The sequence below is a fragment of the Streptomyces sp. NPDC056883 genome (genome assembly GCF_042788835.1).
GTDB lineage: Bacteria > Actinomycetota > Actinomycetes > Streptomycetales > Streptomycetaceae > Streptomyces > Streptomyces stoeckheimensis.
The window spans coordinates 212,023-233,757 of record NZ_JBHUBS010000002.1; the positions used below are offsets into that span (position 1 = coordinate 212,023).

At 72.3% G+C, this 21,735-nt stretch carries 23 protein-coding genes; 13 read left to right on the top strand and 10 right to left on the bottom strand.

What is annotated here, in order from left to right:
- The first annotated feature begins 196 nt into the window (after positions 1-196).
- Positions 197-544, top strand: a complete 348-nt coding sequence (locus ACFRU2_RS06310) for an ArsR/SmtB family transcription factor (protein ID WP_382968290.1) — start codon at positions 197-199, stop codon at positions 542-544.
- 20 nt (positions 545-564) lie between these two features.
- Here ACFRU2_RS06310 and ACFRU2_RS06315 read toward each other — a convergent pair whose 3' ends face one another.
- Both ACFRU2_RS06315 and ACFRU2_RS06320 read right to left on the bottom strand, forming a co-directional pair.
- Positions 565-1,920 carry an FAD-dependent oxidoreductase gene (locus tag ACFRU2_RS06315; RefSeq protein WP_382968292.1) on the bottom strand — a complete coding sequence of 452 codons (1,356 nt, stop codon included), beginning with the start codon at positions 1,918-1,920 and terminating at the stop codon, positions 565-567.
- Between the two features lie 52 nt (positions 1,921-1,972).
- Entirely contained in the window at positions 1,973-2,626 is a 654-nt protein-coding gene (locus tag ACFRU2_RS06320; RefSeq protein ID WP_382968295.1) for a DUF305 domain-containing protein, read from the bottom strand.
- Between the two features lie 85 nt (positions 2,627-2,711).
- Here ACFRU2_RS06320 and ACFRU2_RS06325 point away from each other — a divergent pair, with 85 nt between their 5' ends.
- Positions 2,712-4,196, top strand: a complete 1,485-nt coding sequence (locus ACFRU2_RS06325; RefSeq protein ID WP_382968298.1) for an LVIVD repeat-containing protein — start codon at positions 2,712-2,714, stop codon at positions 4,194-4,196.
- On the opposite strand, the gene ACFRU2_RS06330 is transcribed toward ACFRU2_RS06325, so the two are convergent.
- The 4 genes from ACFRU2_RS06330 to ACFRU2_RS06345 form a co-directional block, all read right to left on the bottom strand.
- Entirely contained in the window at positions 4,187-4,831 is a 645-nt protein-coding gene (locus tag ACFRU2_RS06330; RefSeq protein WP_382968300.1) for a TetR/AcrR family transcriptional regulator, read from the bottom strand. The two genes, ACFRU2_RS06325 and ACFRU2_RS06330, sit on opposite strands and share 10 nt — an antisense overlap.
- A gap of 37 nt (positions 4,832-4,868) precedes the next feature.
- Entirely contained in the window at positions 4,869-5,642 is a 774-nt protein-coding gene (locus ACFRU2_RS06335; protein WP_382968303.1) for a phosphatase PAP2 family protein, read from the bottom strand.
- A 64-nt stretch (positions 5,643-5,706) separates the two neighbouring features.
- Positions 5,707-6,645, bottom strand: a complete 939-nt coding sequence (locus ACFRU2_RS06340) for a M56 family metallopeptidase (protein WP_382968306.1) — start codon at positions 6,643-6,645, stop codon at positions 5,707-5,709.
- Positions 6,646-6,730: 85 nt separating this feature from the next.
- Complete coding sequence (locus tag ACFRU2_RS06345) at positions 6,731-7,291, bottom strand: DUF5134 domain-containing protein (protein WP_382968309.1); 561 nt, start codon at positions 7,289-7,291, stop codon at positions 6,731-6,733.
- 134 nt (positions 7,292-7,425) lie between these two features.
- On the opposite strand from ACFRU2_RS06345, the gene ACFRU2_RS06350 reads away from it, so the two are divergent.
- A complete protein-coding gene (locus ACFRU2_RS06350; RefSeq protein WP_382968311.1) occupies positions 7,426-7,968 on the top strand; it encodes a GNAT family N-acetyltransferase in 543 nt (180 codons plus the stop codon).
- A gap of 80 nt (positions 7,969-8,048) precedes the next feature.
- Here ACFRU2_RS06350 and ACFRU2_RS06355 read toward each other — a convergent pair whose 3' ends face one another.
- A complete protein-coding gene (locus ACFRU2_RS06355) occupies positions 8,049-8,741 on the bottom strand; it encodes a glycerophosphodiester phosphodiesterase (RefSeq protein ID WP_382968314.1) in 693 nt (230 codons plus the stop codon).
- A gap of 193 nt (positions 8,742-8,934) precedes the next feature.
- Positions 8,935-9,549, bottom strand: coding sequence for a PadR family transcriptional regulator (locus tag ACFRU2_RS06360; protein WP_274547450.1), 615 nt, complete (start codon positions 9,547-9,549; stop codon positions 8,935-8,937).
- A gap of 49 nt (positions 9,550-9,598) precedes the next feature.
- Between ACFRU2_RS06360 and ACFRU2_RS06365 the strand changes: the two genes are divergently transcribed.
- The 6 genes from ACFRU2_RS06365 (at position 9,599) to ACFRU2_RS06390 (ending at position 15,842) form a co-directional block, all read left to right on the top strand.
- Complete coding sequence (locus tag ACFRU2_RS06365) at positions 9,599-10,726, top strand: LLM class flavin-dependent oxidoreductase (protein WP_382968317.1); 1,128 nt, start codon at positions 9,599-9,601, stop codon at positions 10,724-10,726.
- Positions 10,727-10,738: 12 nt separating this feature from the next.
- Positions 10,739-11,806: an alpha/beta hydrolase gene (locus ACFRU2_RS06370; protein ID WP_382968320.1), complete on the top strand. Its 1,068-nt coding sequence runs from the start codon at positions 10,739-10,741 to the stop codon at positions 11,804-11,806.
- A gap of 81 nt (positions 11,807-11,887) precedes the next feature.
- A complete protein-coding gene (locus ACFRU2_RS06375) occupies positions 11,888-13,303 on the top strand; it encodes a DUF6421 family protein (protein ID WP_382968321.1) in 1,416 nt (471 codons plus the stop codon).
- A 26-nt stretch (positions 13,304-13,329) separates the two neighbouring features.
- Positions 13,330-14,091, top strand: coding sequence for an SDR family NAD(P)-dependent oxidoreductase (locus ACFRU2_RS06380; protein WP_274547446.1), 762 nt, complete (start codon positions 13,330-13,332; stop codon positions 14,089-14,091).
- Between the two features lie 11 nt (positions 14,092-14,102).
- Positions 14,103-15,191 (top strand): threonine aldolase family protein, encoded by a 1,089-nt coding sequence (locus tag ACFRU2_RS06385; protein ID WP_382968325.1) that lies wholly within the window; start codon positions 14,103-14,105, stop codon positions 15,189-15,191.
- Positions 15,192-15,242: 51 nt separating this feature from the next.
- Positions 15,243-15,842 (top strand): transglutaminase family protein, encoded by a 600-nt coding sequence (locus ACFRU2_RS06390; RefSeq protein WP_382968327.1) that lies wholly within the window; start codon positions 15,243-15,245, stop codon positions 15,840-15,842.
- Here ACFRU2_RS06390 and ACFRU2_RS06395 read toward each other — a convergent pair.
- Positions 15,778-17,136: an MFS transporter gene (locus ACFRU2_RS06395; RefSeq protein WP_382968330.1), complete on the bottom strand. Its 1,359-nt coding sequence runs from the start codon at positions 17,134-17,136 to the stop codon at positions 15,778-15,780. The two genes, ACFRU2_RS06390 and ACFRU2_RS06395, sit on opposite strands and share 65 nt — an antisense overlap.
- Before the next feature lie 201 nt (positions 17,137-17,337).
- Here ACFRU2_RS06395 and ACFRU2_RS06400 point away from each other — a divergent pair, with 201 nt between their 5' ends.
- Positions 17,338-18,558, top strand: coding sequence for an alginate lyase family protein (locus tag ACFRU2_RS06400; RefSeq protein WP_382968333.1), 1,221 nt, complete (start codon positions 17,338-17,340; stop codon positions 18,556-18,558).
- Between the two features lie 86 nt (positions 18,559-18,644).
- Here ACFRU2_RS06400 and ACFRU2_RS06405 read toward each other — a convergent pair whose 3' ends face one another.
- Positions 18,645-19,367 (bottom strand): lysophospholipid acyltransferase family protein, encoded by a 723-nt coding sequence (locus tag ACFRU2_RS06405; protein ID WP_382968335.1) that lies wholly within the window; start codon positions 19,365-19,367, stop codon positions 18,645-18,647.
- A 337-nt stretch (positions 19,368-19,704) separates the two neighbouring features.
- Between ACFRU2_RS06405 and ACFRU2_RS06410 the strand changes: the two genes are divergently transcribed.
- The 3 genes from ACFRU2_RS06410 (at position 19,705) to ACFRU2_RS06420 (ending at position 21,715) form a co-directional block, all read left to right on the top strand.
- Positions 19,705-20,004: a TlpA family protein disulfide reductase gene (locus ACFRU2_RS06410; RefSeq protein ID WP_382969570.1), complete on the top strand. Its 300-nt coding sequence runs from the start codon at positions 19,705-19,707 to the stop codon at positions 20,002-20,004.
- Positions 20,005-20,182: 178 nt separating this feature from the next.
- Positions 20,183-20,728: a flavin reductase family protein gene (locus tag ACFRU2_RS06415; protein WP_382968338.1), complete on the top strand. Its 546-nt coding sequence runs from the start codon at positions 20,183-20,185 to the stop codon at positions 20,726-20,728.
- A gap of 201 nt (positions 20,729-20,929) precedes the next feature.
- The gene (locus tag ACFRU2_RS06420) at positions 20,930-21,715 is read left to right on the top strand and encodes an electron transfer flavoprotein subunit beta/FixA family protein (RefSeq protein WP_382968341.1); all 786 of its coding nucleotides are present in this window, start codon (positions 20,930-20,932) and stop codon (positions 21,713-21,715) included.
- Positions 21,716-21,735 lie beyond the last annotated feature (20 nt).

The window sequence follows — 21,735 nt, forward strand, 5'->3', positions numbered from 1 at the left end:
CAACACCAACCATAGAGTGGGGTTGCAGACGCGAACAAAACAGAGCCATCACCCTGTGTGGGGGGGGGGGGGGGGGGGGGTCCCCCCCCCCCCCCCCCACCCGCCGTTCGGCTCCGCTCCTACGATGGTTCTCGTACGATGGAGGCGCATACGGCACCGTGGCAGCGCGGCATCACCCAGCGAGTGGAGTACGGACATGACGGAACGTGACGCGGCCCGTGTCCTCGCCCACCCCGAGGCTGCCGAGATCCGGCTCGAAGGGGTCCTGCACGCCCTCTCGGACCCGGTCCGGCTGTCCATCGTCCGTGATCTCGCGGCCACGGACGCCGAGTTGTCCTGCTCGTACTTCGAGCTCCCGGTCACCAAGTCCACGACCACGCACCACTTCCGGGTCCTGCGCGAGAGCGGTGTCGTGCGCCAGTGCTACCGCGGCACGGCCAAGCTGAACGGGCTGCGCCGTGCCGAACTGGCGGAGCTCTTCCCCGGGCTCCTCGACGGCGTCCTCGCGGCCGCCGCCGCCGAGCAGGCGCGCGACGACGGCTGAGGCGTGCGCGCCCCGGCGCGTCAGTCGGTGCCGCCCGCCGCCGCCAGCAGGCCCTCCCAGTCCGGGATCTTGACGGAACGCCGGCCCAGGGACCGGCCCAGCTCCGCCTCCGCCGTCTCGATGGCCAGCCACCCCGGCCACCGGACGGGTCGCAGCCCGGCCGCGCGCAGGGCCTCCAGCGGGTCCTGCTCCCGGTCGCGCCGGGCCAGCGCCCCCGCGTCCTGGAGCAGGGAGGAGGCCGTCTCCTTCGCGCAGGGCCGGTTGGTTCCGATGACCCCGGTCGGGCCGCGCTTGATCCAGCCCGCCACGTACTCGCCGACGGAGGCGCGGCCCTCACGGAGCACCCGGCCCGCCGCGTGCGGGACCGTACCGCGCCGCTCGTCGAAGGGCAGCCCGTCCAGCGGGACGCCCTGGTATCCCACCGAGCGCAGTACCAGCTGGGCCGGGACGTCCTCGTAGACCCCCGTGCCGGTGACCCCGCCCAGGCCGTCGGGGGCCGTCCGCTCGAACCGCATTCCGGTGACCCGGCCGTCCGGCCCGCCGAGCACCTCCACCGGGCGCAGGAAGAACCGCAGCGCGATCCGCCGGTCCCCGCCGCTCGCCGGAGCCGCAGCCCAGCCGCGCAGCACCTCCACGTTGCGCCGGTTCACGGCGGGCAGGGCCGCGCCCGGGTCCGCGTACGCCGGGTCGAGGGCCAGCTCCGCCGGTTCGGCCAGTGCGTCGACGCCCGGCAGGGTGCCCAGCTCGCGCAGCTCCTTGGTGGTGAACTTGCCCTGGGAGGGCCCGCGCCGGGCCACCATGTGGACCGCGCGCACCCCGCTGGCGCCGAGCGCCCCCAGGGCCGGCTGCGGCATATCGGTGGGGGCCAGCTCCGGTACGCCCCGGGCCAGGATCCGCGTGACGTCGACCGCCACGTTCCCGGCGCCGACCACGATCGCCGAATCCACCCCGGGCAGCCCGAAGGCCTCGGCCGCGGCGTCCGGATGGCCGCTGTACCAGGAGACGAAGGCCGTGGCGGAATGCACCCCGACGAGGTCCTCGCCGGGGATGCCGAGCATCCGGTCCCGGGCCGCGCCGACGCAGTAGACCACCGCGTGGTACAGCTCCAGCAGCCGCGCGGTGGGCAGGGCGTCCCCGCCGACCTCGACGTTCCCGAGGAAGCGGATCCGCTCGTCCTCCAGTACGGTGCGCAGGCTGCCCTGAAGCGACTTGATCTTCTCGTGGTCGGGGGCCACCCCGTAGCGCACGAGCCCGTACGGAGCCGGCAGCCGGTCGAACACGTCGACGCGGATCCCCGGCACCTCACGTTGCTGTACGAGTGTCTGTGCGGCGTAGACCCCGCTGGGGCCCGATCCGACGACGGCGATACGAAGCACGGCGGAGCTCCTCCCGCAGGTGTTCCCAGCATGACACCGGGTGCCGGGGCCGTCAGCCCATCGCGCGCATCCGGTGGATCTCGGCGCTCTGCGTGGCCGCCACCTCGTTGGCCATCTCCTCCACGGCGGCGTTGTTGCCGGCGGCCAGGACCTCGCCGGTCATCTTCAGGGCGCCCTCGTGGTGTGCGGTCATCAGGGTGAGGAAGAGCCGGTCGAACTCCGGCCCCCTGGCCGCGGTCAGCTCCTCGATCTGCTGCTCGGTGGCCATGCCGGGCATCGCCGCGTGGTCGTGGCCTCCCGGGGCGGCGGTGGGCGCCGGGTTGCGGGCCGTCCATCCCTCCATCGCGCCGATCTCGGGCTTCTGTGCGGCCGCGATGCGCTCGGCGAGCCGCTTGACCCCCTCGGCGGAGGCCCGGTCGGGTGCCAGGGCGCTCATGGTCAGGGCCTGCCCGTGGTGTTCGATCATGTTCCGCACGTAGGCTCGGTCCGCCGCGTTGGGGGTGTCGTCGGGCAGTTCCTTCGCCGCCTGTTCGGGGGAGAGCGTTCGCGCCTTCTCGCCGGGCTTGCCGGGGGCGATCACCGCCGGTCTGCCGTCCGCCGCGCCGTCCGCGCCGCCGCCGTCCGTGCAGCCGGCGAGGGGGAGCAGGAACCCGAGGGTCAGGGCCGCTCCGACGATTCGCCCGAGTGAGACTTTCGCCATGTCCATGCAAAGGACCATACTGCCGGGGTCCGCGTTCCGTTCCCACCACGGGCGGAACCGATCGGACCCATGGGAGGGCACAGTGACCTCGATGCACACCAGCAGAGCGCGGCGCAGATCCCTGGGAGTGGCCGCAGCCGCGGCCGGACTCCTCACCTCGTTATTGGCGGCCGGACCCGCGGTCGCCAGCCCGGATCCGGGAGACCTGCAGCTCCCGGGCGCGGGTGCGCCGCAGAGCGCCGCCACCGCGGCCGGCGCGGGACGGGAGTTGGCACCCGGAGAGATCCCCGGCCAGGACAAGATCGTCCACAGCCGGAACATCAAACCCCTGGCCAACATCCCGGGCACCGACCCGAACCAGATCAACTCCGACATGACGTTCCAGGGCAAGTACGCCTACGCGGGCAACTACAACGGCTTCGTGATCTATGACATCGGCAACCCCAAGGCGCCGAAGAAGGTCACCGAAGTGCTCTGCCCCGGCGGCCAGAACGACATCTCGGTCGACGGGGACCTGCTCTTCCTGTCCACCGACTCCTCGCGCAGCGACGACTCCTGCAACAGCGTCTCGCAGCCCGCCACGGAGAAGTCCTCGTGGGAGGGCATCAAGATCTTCGACATCAAGGACAAGAAGAACCCGAAGTACATCAAGTCCGTCGAGACCCCGTGCGGTTCCCACACCCACACCTTGGTGCCGGGCGGCCGGGACGCCTACCTCTACGTTTCCTCGTACAACCCGAACGACGCCTTCCCCGACTGCAAGCCGCCGCACGACGGCATCTCGGTCGTGAAGGTCCCGAAGAAGAACCCGACGCGGGCCGCGGTCGTGGCCTTCCCGATCCTCTTCCCGGACGGCGGCAACCCGGGTGCGCCCACCAACCCGGGCGTCTCCAAGACCACGGGCTGCCACGACATCACCGTGCTGCCCTCCAAGGACCTCGCCGCGGGCGCCTGCATGGGCGACGGCATCCTCTTCGACATCAGCAAGCCCGAGGAGCCGCGCGTCATCGACCGGGTCCAGGACAACGTGAACTTCGCGTTCTGGCACTCGGCCACCTTCAACGAGCGGGCGAACAAGGTGGTGTTCACCGACGAGCTGGGCGGCGGTGGCGGCGCCACCTGCAACGAGGCCACCGGCCCCACCCGGGGAGCCGACGGCATCTACGAGATCACCGGCCGCGGCGACCAGCGCAAGCTCGTCTTCAAGAGCTACTTCAAGATCCCGCGGATGCAGGCCGACACCGAGAACTGCGTGGCCCACAACGGCTCGCTGATCCCGGTCGGCGGCGGCCGCGACATCATGGTCCAGGCCTGGTACCAGGGCGGCATCTCCGTCTGGGAGTTCACCGATTCCACCAGCCCGAAGGAGATCGCCTACTTCGAGCGGGGCCCGCTGACCACCGACAAGCTCGGCCTCGGCGGCTCCTGGTCCGCGTACTACTACAACGGGCACATCTACTCGAACGACATCGTCAAGGGCCTCGACGTGCTGCGGCTCGACGACTGGCGCACCGACAGTGCCAAGTGGGTGTGGCTGGACCGGCTCAACGTGCAGACCCAGCCCGACTACCGCTGACGCGGAGAGGGAAACGTTCCGCCGGGCGGTCCACCGTCCGGCGGAACACCCAGCTCCCAGTCCAGCCCGTAGCGCTGGAACAGCTCGGCCCGCAGCCGGGCGGCCGGCATCGGAGCGCCCGGCAGCAGCACCGCCACCACCGCGCCCATCAGCAGCGCCCGCAGCAGCGGATAGTCGGTGTCCACGTCCGCCGCTCCGTACCGGCCGACGGTGTCCCGCAGCAGCTCCGCGAGCCGCTGCTGCTCGGCGCACTGGACGAAACCCTCCGCCTGCAGGATCCCCGCCATATGGGTCCGCATCAGCCGGGGCCGGTCCATGGCCAGCCCGAGGATCGCGTCGATGGCCCGGGCCAGGTGCTCCCTGCCCGCATCGGGTCCAGCCGGCCGGGGCTCCCGCTCCAGCGCCGCCTCCAGCGTGAGGTGCATCAGCCGGTGCACGGCGGACTGCAGCAGCTGGCGCTTGCCCGGGAAGTAGTAGGACACCAGACCGCGGGCGGCTCCCGCCCGGTCGGCGATGTCGCCGAGGGTGGTGGCCTCGAAGCCGCGCTCCCCGACGAGCTCGACCGTGGCTTGCAGCAGCCGCTCCCGGGAACGCCTGCGCAATTCTTCATTGACCGATGCGCTGCGCGGGGACATGCTTGCTCCTGCGTTGACTGGCTCGGGGCCAGTATACTCAGCGCGCCGGACCGCCTGCTCTGGGCGACACGGGGGATCGCCCAGAGCAGGCACCGTCCGAGACCGCGAGCGCCACGATCACCGCACCGAGCAACCAGCCCCCCAGGACGTCCGAGAACCAGTGGACGCCCAGGTAGATCCGGGTGAAGCCGACCCCGAGGACCGAGACCGCGGCCAGGAACAGCGCCACGGCCGCGCGTGACCGCCCGGGCGGGCGGGAGGACGACTGGGAGAGCGGGCGGGAGGACGAGCGGGATCCCCGGTCGGAGAACGGCCGCGCCGGCCCGCGCGCGACCAGCCACACGAGCAGGCCGCAGACCACCATCGCCGTCATGGCGTGCCCCGACGGATAGGCGGCGTAGTCCGCGGAGACGACGGGATCCGGCCAAACCGGCCGCTCCCGTCCCACCCAGACCTTCAGCCCCTGGCTCACCGCCGAGGCCGCGAGGGTGGCCAGGGCGATCCGCAGCGCGCACCGGCCGTTGCCCCGCCACCACAGCCGCAGGCAGGCCGCGCCCGCCAGGGCCCGCATGGTCCACGGGTCCCAGACCCAGTCGCTGAGCACCCGCACCAGCCCGGTGACCCCGGTATGGGAAACGGCGTAGGAGTGCAGAGCCCGCGCGATCCGGCCGTCGAAGGACAGCAGCGGAGCCCAGCCGGTGGCTACCAGGACCGTCAGTACGAGAGCCGCGAGCGACGCGAGCGCGGCGAGAGCCACGGCGCACGGCACGCCCGCCCGTGGGGCCGGCAACCGTACGTGGGCGTTCCGCATCCGCCGATCCTCGCATCCGGCGGCGTCGATGCCCCGCAAGGGCGACTGCCCATCGAGGCCCGGCCTAGCTCAGCGCGCTGAGTCCCGGTCCGAAGGCCACCAGTACCGGAACCGCCGGAGCCAGCATCGCCAGGGCCGTCAGGCGCATCCGGCGCACGGCCGACAGGCGCGGCGCCGCCGCCAGCAGCCGCCGGACCCGTTCGGGGACGTGCGCGTGCGGGGCGGGGGACGGGCCGAAGATCCCGCGGTCCTCGTTCAGGCCGATCAGGGCCAGGGCCGTGGTCAGGCGCCCGTACCGGCGCGAGGCCACGTCGTCGGCCGCCAGCTCCACCAGCCGGTGCATCTGCGCCTCGAACGCGGCGAAGACCGGGACCTGCGGGAACCCCCCGGACAGCGCCCGCGAGCAGTGCAGCAGCCAGTCGTGCCGGGCCGCCGCGTGCCCCTGCTCGTGGGCCAGTACGGCGTCCAGCTGACTCCCCTTGAGACGGCCCAGCGCCGCCGTCGTGACCACCAGCTGCGGGACCGGACCCGGCAGCCACCAGCTGTCGGGCCGCTGCCCCTCCAGCACCACGAGCCGTGCCCCGGTGGCCTGCTCGCCGGGCAACAGCGGGGCCCGCAGCAGCAGTTCGGCGCCCTGCGCACGCCGCCGGGCACGGGCCCGCAGGATCTCCCGGGCCAGCATCGCTCCGGTCCACAGCCCGCCGCCCGCCAGCGCGACGGCGGTGCCCGCGGCCCAGAGCCCGCCCGCGGCGTCCAGCGCGTAGGCGTCGACCACGCCGTGCGGAGCCGTGGCGAACAGCCTGCCCCGTACGGCCTGCCAGGCGGCGGCCGCGCTCAGCAGCATCGACAGCGCGAAGCACAGCAGGACGGCGCCGACCACGCACTGCCACACCCACAGGGCCACGACGGGTTCGTGCTCGGGCCATTGGGCCCGGGCCAGCAGGCGGGGTGCGAGCACCCCGGTCAGGGCGCCGAGCAGCAGGAGAACGGCGGGGACCATCATGGGCCTCAGCCTAGGAGCGAGCGGCTACCTGCGGGTATGGTCCGGGCCAAGGGTGACGCAGGACACGTTTGCCCCGCCCGCGTCCTCACATCGTGAGCAGCATCGCCAACATCCCGATTCCCATGGCCAGTCGGCAGGCCCGGATCACCTCCGCCGGTCCGGCGGGCGCTCCGCCGGCCCCCGCGGCGCCGACGGTGACCAGCCGGGCGCCGCCCAGCACCACGTACCCGGCGTAGTAGAGGAGCAGCAGGCCGGTGAGCAGCGGCAGCCCGGCGCCCTGCCCGTGGGCGTGGCCGGCGGACCCCGGCGCGGCGCCCGCGCCGGTACCGGCGGCCAGCGCCATGTAGACCATGGTGAGCGAGCCCACCAGATGGTGCGCGTGGTGCGGGCCGCCGCGCAGCAGCCACACCGCGTGCAGTGCCGCCGCGCAGAAGACCGCGCCCAGCACGGGCGCCTGCCAGTCGCCGCCCAGCCGCAGCGGCACTGCCATCAGGGCCATGCCGAACCCCATCGCCGCCTCCCCGGCAGCCGGGCCGCCGCCGGCTCTCCCCGCGCGCCGCAGACAGTACGCCCCGCTCACCGCACAGAGCAGGACGAGGAGCCAGGCGGAGACGGAGGTGGAGAGGGACGTGGCGGGACCGTGCACGGCGGAACCTCCCGGTTCGTCGGCTTCACCGGAAGAGATGCCCCCTTCACACGGCCATCACGCCGGGCGAGGTTAGGCTCTGTGGGACAACCGGAAGACGCACGTCCCAGACCTCGCGCAGAACGGAGCCCTCCATGCCGAGCGCCGCCCCCCACGCCTTGACCTACCGCACTGCCGTGGAGGCGGACGTCCCGGCGCTCGTGGCGCTCGTGGAATCGGCGTACCGGGGAGACTCGAGCCGCGGGGGCTGGACCACCGAGGCGGACTTCCTCGACGGACAGCGGACCGACGCCGAGGACGTGGCGGCCCGGATCGCCGCACAGCCCACGGGCCTGCTCCTCGTGGCGGAGCGCGATGGCGAGATCGTCTCCTGCTGCCACCTCGAACACCGCGGTGACCACGTCTACTTCGGCCTGTTCGCGGTCCGCCCCGGCCGGCAGGGCGACGGGCTGGGCAAGGCGGTCATGCTGGAGGCGGAGCGCCGCGCCCGCGAGCAGTGGGAGGCCAAGGAGATGCGGATGACCGTGATCACCGTACGGGAGGAGCTCATCGCCTTCTACGTGCGCCGCGGTTACGAGCGCACCGGCGAGCTGAGCCCCTTCCCCTACGGGGACGAGCGGTTCGGCGTTCCGCTCCGCGACGACCTGGCCTTCGAGCTGCTCGTCAAGACGCTGTAGTCGCGGCGGCGGCGGACGGGGCGGGGCGCGGTGGTACCCGCGGGCCCGGCCGCCGGCCCGCCGTCCGCCGCGCGGGGTCCTCAGGCGGTGAAGCGGCCCGTGGAGCGGATCTCGGGGAAGTCGGTGAGCACGCCGTCGAGTTCGAGGGCCCGCGCCAGCCGCAGCCGCTCCAGCGTGTTGACCGTCCATCCCGTCACGCGCAGCCCGGCCTCGTGGGCCGCCTCCACGGTGTGCAGGGTGAGGTGGCCGATGTTGAGGGCCACCGTCTCCGCGCCCGCCAGGGCGGCCCGGGCGACGACCTCCCCGGCGTCGGCCGGGGTCTGGTTCGCGTAGAGCACGGTCCGTACGCCCGGCACCAGCCGGGCCGCCTCCACGAGCACCTCGTCGCGGAAGGACGCCACTTCCACCCGGCCGGTCAGATCGCGGCGCAGCAGGAGCTCCGCGAACGTCCCGACGGCGGCGAGGTCGTGGACCTGGATCCGGAGCGGGGCGCGGACCGCGTCGACGACCTCGTCCAGGACCGGCACGTGCTCGCCCCCTCCGGCGTCCAGCCCGCGCAGTTCGGCCAGGGTCAGATCGGCCACCGCTCCCGAACCGTCGGTGGTCCGGTCCACCTCGGCGTCGTGCAGGACGACGAGGGCGCCGTCCTTGCTGAGCCGCACGTCCAGCGCGACGACGTCCATGCCGGAACGTTCCGCGCGGACGAACGAGCGCAAGGTGTTCTCCGGTTCGACACCCATGACCCCGCGGTGCCCGATGGTGAGGAAAGTCAAGGTTCTCTCGCTTCCGTCGACGGCGGCTCCCCGCGCGGTCGCGGTGTCCCGACCGGCCGCGCGCGATGTAGAGGCGCATGCTAGTGCGCCCCGCATGCGATGAAACCGCCTTTGCGGGGGCTCCGCAACGCCGTCCGGCCGCTTCCCGACGGGCTTGCCGGGGGCTGGGGAGCCCCCGGCGCGGCGTGCGCGGTCACCCGGTGGTGGGCGCGTCCCCACCGGCTTGACGTTCCTGCCCGCCCAGCCCTTCCAGGTCCGCCAGCAGCGCCCGGGTCAGCTCCAGTTCGGCCAGGTGCTGGCGCTCGCTCCAGCGCAGCGCGAGGACCGGGAACGCCCAGTCCGGCTCGGCGGCCGCGTGCGCCATGGCCTCCCGTACGGAGGTCAACTCCTCGGTGGTGCGCTCCAGATGCTCCGTCACCATCCCGCGCAGCCGCTCGGGCTCGGCCAGGTGCCCGAGCCAGACCCGCAGCAGCAGACCGTGCTTGAGCACCGGGGGGCCCGCCTCGGAGACGTCGGAGGCCCAGCCTGCCAGTGCCTCGCGCCCGGCGGGGGTGATGCCGTAGCGGCGCTTGGCCCGCGCCTCTTCGGGTCCCGAGCGCACGGAGGCCGCGTAGCCGAGCTCCTCCAGGCGGCGCAGTTCGGCGTAGATCTGGCTGATGGCCGGGGACCAGTAGAAGAAGCGCAGCGAGGAGTCCGCCCACTTCTTCAGCTCGTAGCCGGTCCGCTCCCCGGGGAAGGACAGCAGACCGAGTACCGCCCACGCGGTCGGCGGAAGCTCTTGCTTCTTCGGCTTCTGACTACTAGTCATATTCCGAATTGAAGTGAGACCGGGTACGGGACGCAACCCTGGAGGCACCGTGAAATTCTCCGTGATCTTCGAAGCTCAGCTCGCCGACCCGACCGTGGAACGGGAGCACCAGGTCATCCGGGACTGCGTCGAGCAGGCCGTGCTCGCCGAGCAGATGGGGTTCGACCGGATCTGGGCCGTGGAGCACCACTCCTTGAAGTGGTACGCCCATATGTCCGCTCCCGAGATCTTCCTGACCTGGGTGGCGGCCCGGACCAACACCATACGCATCGGGCACGGGGTCGTGTGCATGCCCTTCGCCTTCAACCATCCCGTCCGGGTCGCCGAGCGGGCCGCGATGCTCGACCTGCTGTCCGGCGGGCGTGTCGACCTCGGAGCCGGGCGGGGCGGCACCGTGCAGGAGACCTCGCTGTGCGGGGTGGACAGGGACCGCACCACGGCGGAGGTGGAGGAGGCGCTGCGGATCATCGGGAAGGCCTGGCAGGAGGAGGAGCTGGAGTACCACGGGGAGCTCATCGACATCGATCCGCACCCCATCCTGCCGCGGCCGAGCCAGCGGCCCCATCCGCCGTTGTTCCTCGCGTGCAGCCGGGCCGAGACCCTGGTGCAGGCCGCGGAACTGGGCGTGGGGGCGTTGGTGATGGGATTCGCCGGGCCCGGGTCCATCGCGGGGATGCGCTCGGTCTACGACGCGGCGATCGCCGGCCGGGACGGCGGCCGCTTCGTCTCGACGGCCGTCAACGACCACTTCTCGGTGCTCTGCCCGACGATCGTGCTCGACGACCCCGAGGAGGCCCGCCGGATCGGGATCCGGGGGCAGCGGTTCTTCGCGCAGTCCATCGGTCACTGGTACGGCGGGGCGGGGGTGCCGGACGAGGCGGTGGTCGCGGGCGCCGACGAGGGGGCGGAGATGCGCAGGGCGGCCGAGCAGGTGGTGGCCCGGCTGCACGAGCAGGACATCCCGGTACGGCCCACCGCCACGGCCACCTTCAACGCGGACCACGCCTACGGGAGCGCCGACGAGGCGATCGCGTACGTGGAGCGGCTGCGGGACGCGGGGGCCGACGAGATCATGTGCCTGATCCAGATGGGCACCGTGCCGCAGGAGGCCTGCCTGGAGACCCTGCGGCAGTGGGGCGAGAAGGTCATCCCGCACTTCGCGCACCAGCGGGCGTAGGGGGTTGCAGCCGTGACGGATGTGACTACTGGGGCTGCTAAGGCCGGCGGGGCGGACCGGGCCGGCGGGGCGGACCGGGCCGGCGGGGCGGACCGGGCCGACCGGCTCGATCCCGCCGCCCGGCCCTACGCCGACGCGCTGGCCTCCCTCTTCCCCGACCTCGGGGGGCGCGTCACCGACGCCGACGAGGCCCGCCGGATCCTCGCCGCCGTGCCCGCGACGGCCCGGCCGGCCGTCGTGGGCGCCGTGGAAGACCGGGAGGTCCCCGGGCCGGCCGGGGCGCCGCCGGTCCCGGTGCGCGTCTACTACCCCGACCCGGAGCGGTGGCCGGGCTCCCGGCCGACCGTGGTGTTCTGCCACGGCGGCGGCTGGGTCCTGGGTGACCTCGACAGCTACGACGCCACCGCGCGGGCGCTCTGCCGGGCCTCCGGCGCCGTCCTGGTCTCCGTGGACTACCGGCGGGCGCCCGAGGCCCGCTTCCCCGCCGCCGTCCACGACGCCTACGCCGCCCTGTGCTGGGCCGGCGCACACCTCGACGAGCTCGGCGGGGACCCGGACGCCCTGGTCGTGGCAGGCGACAGTGCCGGCGGGAACCTCGCCGCCGCCTCCTGCCGGCTGGCGCGCGACTGCGGGGGCCCCGCCGTCGCGCTCCAGGTGCTGATCTACCCGTGCCTGGACGCCGCCCGGGACACCGGGTCCTACCGGAGCAACGCCGAGGGCTACTTCCTGACCGCGGCGCACCTGCGCTGGTTCTGGGAGCAGTACCTCGGCCCCGGCGGCGACGGCGGCGATCCGCTGGCCTCCCCGCTCGCCGGGGACCCGCGCGGGCTGCCGCCCGCGTACGTGGTGGTCGCCGGCTGCGATCCGCTGCGGGACGAGGGGATGGCGTACCACTACCGGCTGCTCGGGGCCGGGGTCCGTTCGGCCCTTGACTCGCACCCCGGAATGTTCCACGGGTTCCTCGCGCTGGCCGGAGTGCTCCCCGAGGCCCGTCAGGCCTTGGCGCGACTGGGCGGAGTCATCAATTCCGTGCATAAGAACGGGAAGACTTCCGGTGAAGTGGGGGGTGACGCAGGATAATTTCCCGGATCTCCTCTTGAGTGGGAGAGCCTCACCCGTTTACGCTGTGCCGACGTGAGGTTCTCCTGTGGAGGAAGTGACATGACGGAAACTCTTGTGCCGGGCATCGGCGGTGCCGTGATAACCGCTGGTGTACGGGTGGTCGACCACCCGGCGTGGCCCGAGCTCAAGGCCGCCGTGGAGGAGATCCGGCCCTGGCAGTCGGCCGACGGCTCCATCGACTTCGAGATCGAGGGGTCGCACATCCGCGGAGCCGCCCCGGTCGCGGTCGAGCGCGTGATCGAGGGCATCGAGGCGCTGTCGCCGCTGCTCCCGCACGGCGCCGCGTACCACCGTGCCCTCATCGGCGACCTGCGCAAGTGGGCCGACGGCGGCTTCGGCGTGCCCGACTTCCTCGACTCCCTGCTGGCCTTCGCCCCGGCCGCCGAGCGCGCCGACGGGCTCCAGCACCTCGTGGTCTTCCCGATGTACACGCAGAACGGCAACCCGGACCGCAACCTCGAGGCCGTCGTGCTGAAGATGGTGTGGCCCGAGTGGCTCTCCGAGCTGGAGCGCACCCGGTACGACAACCCGCTCTTCCTCGGCATCACCTTCGAGGACTTCACCCCGGGCTACGACACGCACTCCGCCGTGCTCTTCCCGGAGACCATCGCGGTGCGCGAGGCCCCCGAGCGCTTCACCTGGGGCGGCATCTTCTGCGACCGTGAGGCCGCCCGCTACCGCAAGGTCACCGAGGCCGCCGTGGACATCCTGGGCATCGAGCTGCCCGAGGACATCGCCCGGATGGTCGAGGACCAGGAGCGCTGCGAGAAGGCCTTCGTCCTGTGGGACATGGTCCACGACCGCACCCACAGCCACGGCGACCTGCCGTTCGACCCCTTCATGATCAAGCAGCGCCAGCCGTTCTGGATGTACGGCCTGGAGGAGCTGCGCTGTGACCTCACCGCCTTCAAGGAGGCCGTGAAGCTGGAGTCCGAGGGCAACGAGCACGGCCGCGACGTGCAGTACGCCGTCCTCTTCGACCGGATGTTCCGCTTCCCGGTGTCCGGCGACCGCAACCGGAACTACGACGGCCTCGGCGGCCAGCTCCTCTTCGCGTACCTCCACAAGCACGACGTCGTGCGCTGGACGGACAACAAGCTGAAGATCGACTGGATGCGCGCCCCGCAGGTCACCAACCAGCTGTGTGCCGAGATCGAGGACCTCTACCGGGCCGGCATCGACCGCCCGAAGCTCGTCCACTGGTTCAAGGCGTACGACCTGGTCGCCGAGTACCTCGCCCCCCACCCGGGGTCCAAGTGGGCCAAGGGCCCCGACGCCCTGGACCTGACGCAGCCGCCGCGCAAGCTCGTGGACGACGTGCTTCCGGACGAGTTTCCGCTGAGCATGTTCTATGAGGCCCTGGCCAAGAAGCTCAAGGGCGTGATCGCCTCGACCAAGGGCATCACGGCAGGGAACGCCGCGGACCGCGAGACCGCTGCGCGGGTCGCCGCGTGAGCGCTCGCCCACAGGAGGCTGCACAGATGAACGGCTCCGGTAACGGAAACGGGAAGCTCCACGGGGCGGTAGTGGCGGTGGCGGGGGCCGGCGGGCCCGCGGGCCGTGCCACCCTGCTCCGCCTCGCCGAGGCGGGAGCCGTGGTCGTCGCCTCCGACGCCGACGCGGCCCGCCTCGCGGAAGCGGTGGACGCCGCGCGCTACGCCCACGGTGGCGCCACCATCACCGGTGACACCGTCGACCTGCTCGACCTGGACGCCACCAAGGCCTGGGCCGAGCAGACCGAGAAGGAGTTCGGCCGCATCGACGGCCTGGTCCACCTCGTCGGCGGCTGGCGCGGCAGCACCACCTTCACGGACACCGACCTCGCGGACTGGGCCTTCCTGGAGAAGCTCCTCATCCGCACGGTCCAGCACACCTCGCTCGCCTTCCACGACGGGCTGCTGCGCAGCGACCGCGGCCGCTACGTCCTGGTCAGCCAGTCCGGTGCGCACAAGCCGGTCGCCAACAACGCCGCGTACAACGCGGGCAAGGCGGCTGCCGAGGCCTGGACCCTCGCGATGGCGGATTCCTTCCGCAAGGCGGGTGGCGAGGACGGTCCGGGCGCCGCGGCTGCGATCCTGGTGATCAAGGCATTGGTGCACGACGCGATGCGCGCCGAGCGTCCCACTGCGAAGTTCGCGGGCTTCACCGACGTCAAGGAGCTGGCCGAGGCCATCGCCGGCGTCTGGGAGCGGCCCGCCACCGATGTGAACGGACAGCGCCTGTGGCTCACCCCCCAACCGTGAAGACCGGTGTCGTGAAGACCGCGATACGCAAGTCCGCGGCGAAGACCGACGCCCGCCGGCACCACGACCCGGCGGTGCGCGGTTTCGCGAGCGACAACTACGCCGGAGTGCACCCCGAGGTCCTGGCAGCCATCGCGCTGGCCAACGGAGGGCACCAGGTCTCCTACGGCGACGACGAGTACACCGAACACCTGCAGTCCGTCTTCCGCGGCCACTTCGGCGCGCACGCCGAGGCGTTCCCGGTCTTCAACGGCACCGGGGCCAACGTGACGGCCCTGCAGGCCCTCACCGACCGCTGGGGCGCCGTGGTCTGCGCCGAATCGGCGCACATCAACGTCGACGAGGGCGGCGCGCCCGAGCGGATGGCGGGCCTCAAGCTGCTCACCGTCCCCACCCCGGACGGCAAGCTCACCCCCGAGCTCATCGACCGGCAGGCCTGGGGCTGGGAGGACGAGCACCGGGCGATGCCGCAGGTCGTCTCGATCACCCAGAACAGCGAGCTCGGCACGGTCTACACCGTGGACGAGATCAGGGCCATCGTCGAGCACGCGCACGGCAAGGGCATGAAGGTCCACCTCGACGGTGCCCGCATAGCCAACGCCGCGGCCTCGCTCGACGTGCCGATGCGCGCCTTCACGAACGCGGTCGGCGTGGACGTGCTGTCCTTCGGCGGCACCAAGAACGGGATGATGGGCGGCGAAGCCGTCGTCGTGCTGAACCCGGACTCCGTCCGGCAGATGAAGCACATCCGCAAGATGTCGATGCAGCTCGCCTCGAAGATGCGCTTCGTGTCGGTGCAGCTCGAAGCGCTCCTCGCGAAGGACCTGTGGCTGCGCAACGCCCGCCACGCCAACGCGATGGCGCAGCGGCTGGCGGCCGGGGTGCGCGAGACCGACGGCGTGGAGATCCTCTACCCGGTGCAGGCGAACGCCGTGTTCGCGCGGCTCCCGCACGAGGTCTCGCGGCGGCTGCAGGAGCGCTACCGCTTCTACTTCTGGGACGAGATCGCGGGCGACGTCCGGTGGATGTGCAGCTACGACACCCAGGAAGAGGACGTCGACGGCTTCCTCCAGGCGTTGAAGGAAGAGCTCGCACGCTAGCGGCATAAATCTATAGGCATGCAGTCGGATGCATGAGTATGCTCCTGGATCATGGAACTGATCCAGGAGCATTCCGACGTTGCCGCCTATCTGGCGGCCGATGACGTGGTCGACCACGACCATCCACTGGTCGACGAGACCGCCGACGCACTGTGGACGGCCACGGGCGACGCATATTCATACGCCAAAGCGGCCTTCGAGTTCGTCCGCGACACCATCCCGCACTCCGCCGACTCCGGGGACGACCGCGTCTCCTGGCGCGCCTCCGACGTCGTGGCGACGCGCAACGGCATCTGCTACGCCAAAGCCCACGCGCTGACCGCGCTGCTGCGCAACCGCGGCATCCCGGCCGGCCTCTGCTACCAGCTCCTGGGCGACGACGACGGATCGAACCCCGTCCTCCACGGCCTCGTCGCGCTGCGCCTGCCCGGCAGCGAGGACTGGTCCCGGGTGGACCCCCGGGGCAACAAGCCCGGCGTGGACGCCCAGTTCACCCTGGACCACGAACAACTCGCCTTCCCCGTCCGCCCGGAGCTCGGCGAGATCGACTACCCCGGGCTGTACGCGGCTGCGCACCCGGCGCCGCTCAAGGCGCTCCAGGAGTCCGTGGACCGGGCGCAGTTGTGGCGGAACCTGCCGACGGGCCTGTAGTCGGCTGACCTTTGGCGGACGGGGCTGTGGTCGACGGCCCTGGTGTCGACGGCCCCGCGGTCGACGGCTCGGCAGCCGGCGGCTCGGCAGCCGGCGGGCCCGAGGCCGCGACCCTGCCCGGGTCCGCGGCCCGGGCGGGGCCGTGTGCCGCCACCGCGGTGTGCAGCAGGGCCGCGGCCAGTTGCAGGGCGGCGATCGCGAGCACCAGGATCCAGGGCGGTGCGGCGGCCGCGAGCCCCACGAGCGCGGCGCCCGTCGACGCGGCCGTCACCTTCAGCCCGGCGCCGAGGGTGAACACCTGGGTCCGGGCCTCTTCGGGTGCGAACTCCGAGCGGATGCGCAGGGTGGCCGTCAGCAGCGGGCCGTCGCACACCCCGGCGGCCGCGAACGCCACCGCCGTGAAGGTGACGGACGGGGTGAAGGCGGCAGCCGTCAGCGCCACCCCGGTCGCCGCCATGGCCCAGCGGGCCAGCCGGCCGGGCGGCACGGACGTGATCCGGCCCAGGGTCAGGGAGCCGGTCAGGGCGCCCAGGGCGAAGGCGGTCATGAGCACCCCGCCGCCTCCCGGACTGCCGAGCGTGGTGGCCAGGAGCACCGCAGTCGTGGTGAGTGCCCCGATGCCCACGAAGGCCAGGGTCGTGGCCGAGGTGACGGCCCGCAGCTCCCGGACCCGCCACAGGGCGGCCAGTCCGGAACCCAGTCCGGCCCGGGGTGCGCCCGGGGCGGGCCCCCGGCCGGGGTGCGCGTAGGGGAGGGTCGCCGCCAGGCCCGCGGCCAGTGCGCCGGAAGCGGCGAGGAGGACCATCGCCGGCCCGGCCGAGCCGAAGGCCGCGACCAGGCTGACGGCCGCCGGAGCGGTGACCGCGGCGCCGTTGTAGGTCGACGCGTCCCAGCCGTACGCCCGGTCCCGAGCGGGACCGGGCGGGACCAGCCCCGCCACCAGGCTCGACAGCCCGCCCGTCACCATCGGTCCGCAGGAGCCGCCGAGCACCGCCACCGCGAGCACCACCGGCGTCGGAGCCCGCCCGAGCAGGAACGCGAGTGCCGCCACGGCCGTGGTGAATCCCGCCAGGGCGCCGACGTGGAAGAGGCGGGGGCGGCGCGACCTGGCCGCGGCGGCGCCCGCGAGGGGAGCCGCGAGCACGTGCGGGGCCAGCCAGGCGGTCAGGACGAACGCGCCGTGGGCGGCGCTCCCGGTCCGCTGGAGGGCGAGCAGTACGACGGCCATGCCCATGCCCTCGGAGGCGAAGCGAGCCGCCAGTGCGGCGGCCAAGTACCGTCCGAGCCCCGGCATCCCGGCCCCTTTCGCCAGGTGACGTGGCAGAGGGGTGCGAGGTTACGCCATACGGGTGTAGCGCGAAAGGATCGCGGTTTTCGGTCAATAGGAAACTTTCCTGTCTGACATCGTTGTCAGCTTGGCATGCGCATGAGTATCTTCGGCCGCAGGATCCCCCCACGGACCCCGGACCCCCCACCTCCGACCGGAAGGCGCTTCATGCGTTACGGAGTCCCCGCCGGGCTGCTCGCCGCGGCCCTCGGCCTGGTCGCGGCGCTGACCCTCGCCCCCACCTCCGCCGCCGTCACCCGCGACACCCCGAACACCCCTGCCGCACTCGCCGCCGCCCCCACGGCCTTCGCCCACCCCGGAGTCCTGAACAGCCGCGCCCAGCTGGACTTCGTACGGGCCAAGGTGCAGGCCGGGCAGCAGCCGTGGAAAGCGGCCTTCGACGACATGCTCGCGAGCCGGTACGGGTCGCTGTCCCGGACGCCCAAGCCGCGCGAGATCGTCGAATGCGGCTCCTACTCCAACCCCAACCTCGGCTGCACCGACGAGCGGGAGGACGCCATAGCCGCGTACACCGACGCGCTCGCCTGGTACATCACCCGCGACACCCGGTACGCGAAGAAGTCGATCGAGCTGATGGACGCCTGGTCCGCGCGGATCAAGGACCACACCAACAGCAACGCCCCGCTGCAGAGCGGCTGGGCGGGCTCCACCTGGCCGCGCGCCGCCGAGATCGTCAAGCACACCTACACCGGCGGCTGGCCCAACCAGGGGCGCTTCGCCACGATGCTGCGCGACGTCTACCTGCCCGAGGTCATCGGCGGGAAGCCGAACAGCAACGGCAACTGGGAACTGATCATGATGGACGCCGCCGTCGGCATCTCCGTCCACCTCGACGACCGCGCGAGCTACGACAAGGCGCTGGCGATTTACCTCGGCCGGGTGCCCGCCTACTTCTACCTGGCCTCCGACGGGCCGCAGCCGAAGTACCCGCCGCGCTCCACCATCGACACCAGGAGCGAGCTGATCGACTACTGGCACGGCCAGAGCACCTTCGTGGACGGTCTGGCCCAGGAGACCTGCCGGGACTTCGGCCACACCGGCATGGGCATCGCGGCGGCACTGCACGTGGCCGAGACCTCGCGCATCCAAGGGCGCGACCTGTACCCGGAGTTCAAGGACCGGTTCCGCCACGCGCTGGGCTTCCACGCCAAGTACGAACTCGGTGAGGCCGTGCCCTCCTGGCTGTGCGGCGGGAGCCTCACCAAGGGGCTGGGTCCGGCCACCGAGGTCGGCTACAACGCCCTGCACACCCGGCTCGGCGTCACGATGGAGAACACCCGCCGGCTCACCGAGGGCCGCCGCCCGGCCGGCACCGAGAACCACTTCGAGGCGTGGGAGACGCTGACCCACGCGGAGAACCCGAACTGACGCACGCACTCCCGACGCAGGACCACGGCCCCGCCCGATGGGCGGGGCCGCGGTCTGCCACAGGGCTCAGTACGTCCCGGCAGGCCTCAGCCGGCTTCCTTGACCTGGGCCGGGGTCGGCGCGGTGCCGCCGAGGTGGGCCGGCAGCCACCAGGAGTCCTCGGTGCCCTTGGGCTTGGCCGGGTAGGCGGCCTGGGCGGCGTCCAGCAGCTCCTGCACCCGCTCGCGCAACCGGCGGGTGATGGCGCCGGCGTACTGGTCGGAGGGCGCCTCCAGCGGCTCGCCCACGCGCATCGTCACCGGGATGTGGCTGCGCTTGAGGTCCTTGGGGCGGCCCTTGGTCCACATCCGCTGCGTCCCCCACAGGGCCACCGGGATCAGCGGGACACCGGCTTCCTGGGCCATGCGCGCCGCACCGGACTTGAAGCTTTTGAGCGTGAAGGACTGGGAGATCGTCGCCTCCGGGAACACGCCGATGATCTCGCCGGAGCGCAGCGAGTCGAGCGCGTGCTGGTAGGCCGTCTCGCCCTGGGCGCGGTCCACCGGGATGTGCTTCATCGCGCGCATCAGCGGACCGGACACCTTGTGCCGGAACACCGACTCCTTCGCCATGAAACGGACGAGCCGCTTCTGCGGGCGCGCGGTCAGCCCGGCGAAGATGAAGTCGAGGTAGCCGATGTGGTTCGACACCAGAACGGCCCCGCCCTTGCGCGGGATGTTCTCGGTCCCCTTCATGTCGATGCGGACGTCGAGCGCACGGAAGAGGGTGTGCGCGGCACCGATAACCGGGGGGTAGACGAGCTCAGCCATGGTGGGGAGACCCCGCTTTCTGCCTGGAGGTGCTCCCGGCCGGAAGTTACGGCAGCGTAGGTACGCGGCCATGGGGATCGTGCCCCATACGGGAGCCGCAGGCCAGCCCAGAGGCCCGTGCCCGGCGAGATTCTCGTCACGCCGGGAATGCGGAGGGTCCGCGGGGCGCTCCGATCAGCGTACGACCGTACCGGGATGATGGACGAGCGCCCGTACGGGCCAGGCGACGGCTGAGACGGGGACGCGGGTGCGCGCAGGCGAGCGGGACGAGGGCGCGGACGGCACCGCGGACGGGACCGCGGGCGAGGCCGAGGCCGCGGGCCGGGGCGACGGCCGGCTGGGCATCGCCGAACTGGGAACCGAGCCGGGGGAGCGGGCCACGCTCGTGCAGTTCTCTAGCGCCTTCTGCCAGCCTTGCCGGGCCACCCGGCGGATCCTGGACGAGGTGGCGGCCATAGTCGGGGGCGTCCGGCACATCGAGATCGATGCGGAGAAGAACTTGGACCTCGTACGGGCCCTGGGCATCGAGAAGACCCCGACCGTACTGGTCCTGGACGCGGCCGGCCGGATCGTGCGGCGGGCCGCCGGGATGCCGCGCAAGGCGGACGTGATCGCCGCCCTGGGCGCCGCCGTGTGACGCGGGCGCGGAACGCGCCCCGGCGGGCGCCGGGGGCGTCCGGTGAGCCGGTGCACGCGTCCGCACGCAGCGTGACGCGCCCTACATCTGACCGTTGAGGCTTGACTGTGTACACGAGAGATCGCCAGGCTTGCGATATGCGGTATGAACTCCTGCTTTACGGACGGGGCACCTCCTGATGACGGCTCCGACGGCTCCCTCCCCGCGGGCCGGCGCAGGCCTGCCCGGCTCGCCCGCGCTGCTGCGCTCGGTGTTCCGCCGGCACGCCGCGGGCGTCGCCGTGATCACTGCCGAGAGCGGTGGCCGGCCGGCGGGATTCACCGCGACCTCGCTCAACTCCGTCTCGGCGGACCCCCCGCTCCTGTCGTTCACCATCGGCACCGGGTCCTCCAGCTGGCCCGCGATACGGGACTCCGAGCACCTCGGGGTCCACATACTCGGGGAGCACCAGGGGGAGCTGGCGGGCCTGTTCGCCCGCAACGGGGCCGACCGCTTCGGTCCGGCGACCGACTGGGCGCCGGGCCCGCACGGGGTTCCGGTCCTGGGCGGCGTCCTGGCCTGGCTGGTGTGCCGGGTCGTGGCGCGGGTTCCGGCCGGCGAGCACCGGGTGATCATCGCGGAGGCGGTCGCCGGGGACCCGGCGGGGGACCCCGTGGGCGATCCGGCCGGCGAGGGCCGTCCGCTGCTGTACCACCAGGGGCGCTTCAACGCGTTGAGGGACTGAATCGTCCCTGCTGGGGCCGGTTTCGCGGGCGTTGGCCAGATCACAGTTCACCGGCCTTGCAACCTGGCGGAACCCGCTGTGTACTGACGAGTAACATTCCCGAACGGGGCGCGGGCCGCTCCGGCGGGAACGGCCCGAGATGGCGCCTATGCTGCCTGAACAAGGCGGTACCAGAAATGTCGATGCGGTAGGAGAGCCGGCGTGAGCCTGAGGATCGTTGTCTGTGTGAAGTACGTGCCCGACGCCACCGGCGACCGGCAGTTCACCGAAGACCTGACCGTCAACCGTGACGACGTCGACGGCCTGCTGTCGGAGCTCGACGAGTACGCCGTCGAGCAGGCGCTGCAGATCGCCGACGAGGCCGACGACGCGGAGATCACCGTCCTGACGGTGGGCCCCGAGGACGCGAAGGACGCGCTGCGCAAGGCGCTGTCCATGGGTGCCGACAAGGCCATCCACGTCGAGGACGACGACCTGCACGGCAGCGACGTCATGGCGACCTCGCTGGTGCTCGCCAAGGCGATCGAGAAGGCCGGTTACGACCTGGTCATCACGGGCATGGCCTCGACCGACGGCACCATGGGTGTCCTCCCGGCGATCCTGGCCGAGCGCCTGGGCGTCCCGCAGGTCACCCTGCTGTCCGAGGTCAAGGTCGAGGACGGTGTCGTGACCGGACGCCGCGACGGCGACTCCGCGAGCGAGCAGCTGGAGGCCTCCCTCCCGGCGCTCGTCTCGGTGACGGACCAGTCGGGCGAGGCCCGCTACCCGTCCTTCAAGGGCATCATGGCCGCCAAGAAGAAGCCGGTGGAGGCCTGGGACCTGGAGGAGCTGGACATCGAGTCCGACGAGGTCGGTCTCGAAGGCTCCTGGACCGCGGTCGACTCCGCGACCCAGCGTCCGGCCCGCACCGCCGGCACGATCGTCAAGGACGAGGGCGAGGGCGGCAAGTCGCTGGCCGAGTTCCTGGCCGGCCAGAAGTTCATCTAAGAGCTTCGGCCCCTTCTCAC

Excerpts from the sequence above, each read along its gene's own strand:
- ACFRU2_RS06405 (WP_382968335.1), bottom strand. The coding sequence starts at position 19,367 with ATGGCTGAGCTCGTCTACCCCCCGGTTATCGGTGCCGCGCACACCCTC.
- ACFRU2_RS06395 (WP_382968330.1), bottom strand. The coding sequence starts at position 17,136 with ATGCCGGGGCTCGGACGGTACTTGGCCGCCGCACTGGCGGCTCGCTTC.
- ACFRU2_RS06390 (WP_382968327.1), top strand. The coding sequence starts at position 15,243 with ATGGAACTGATCCAGGAGCATTCCGACGTTGCCGCCTATCTGGCGGCC.
- ACFRU2_RS06360 (WP_274547450.1), bottom strand. The coding sequence starts at position 9,549 with ATGACTAGTAGTCAGAAGCCGAAGAAGCAAGAGCTTCCGCCGACCGCG.
- ACFRU2_RS06335 (WP_382968303.1), bottom strand. The coding sequence starts at position 5,642 with ATGCGGAACGCCCACGTACGGTTGCCGGCCCCACGGGCGGGCGTGCCG.
- ACFRU2_RS06320 (WP_382968295.1), bottom strand. The coding sequence starts at position 2,626 with ATGGACATGGCGAAAGTCTCACTCGGGCGAATCGTCGGAGCGGCCCTG.
- ACFRU2_RS06415 (WP_382968338.1), top strand. The coding sequence starts at position 20,183 with ATGACGGCTCCGACGGCTCCCTCCCCGCGGGCCGGCGCAGGCCTGCCC.
- ACFRU2_RS06340 (WP_382968306.1), bottom strand. The coding sequence starts at position 6,645 with ATGATGGTCCCCGCCGTTCTCCTGCTGCTCGGCGCCCTGACCGGGGTG.
- ACFRU2_RS06310 (WP_382968290.1), top strand. The coding sequence starts at position 197 with ATGACGGAACGTGACGCGGCCCGTGTCCTCGCCCACCCCGAGGCTGCC.
- ACFRU2_RS06400 (WP_382968333.1), top strand. The coding sequence starts at position 17,338 with ATGCGTTACGGAGTCCCCGCCGGGCTGCTCGCCGCGGCCCTCGGCCTG.
- ACFRU2_RS06330 (WP_382968300.1), bottom strand. The coding sequence starts at position 4,831 with ATGTCCCCGCGCAGCGCATCGGTCAATGAAGAATTGCGCAGGCGTTCC.
- ACFRU2_RS06350 (WP_382968311.1), top strand. The coding sequence starts at position 7,426 with ATGCCGAGCGCCGCCCCCCACGCCTTGACCTACCGCACTGCCGTGGAG.
- ACFRU2_RS06325 (WP_382968298.1), top strand. The coding sequence starts at position 2,712 with ATGCACACCAGCAGAGCGCGGCGCAGATCCCTGGGAGTGGCCGCAGCC.
- ACFRU2_RS06375 (WP_382968321.1), top strand. The coding sequence starts at position 11,888 with ATGACGGAAACTCTTGTGCCGGGCATCGGCGGTGCCGTGATAACCGCT.
- ACFRU2_RS06380 (WP_274547446.1), top strand. The coding sequence starts at position 13,330 with ATGAACGGCTCCGGTAACGGAAACGGGAAGCTCCACGGGGCGGTAGTG.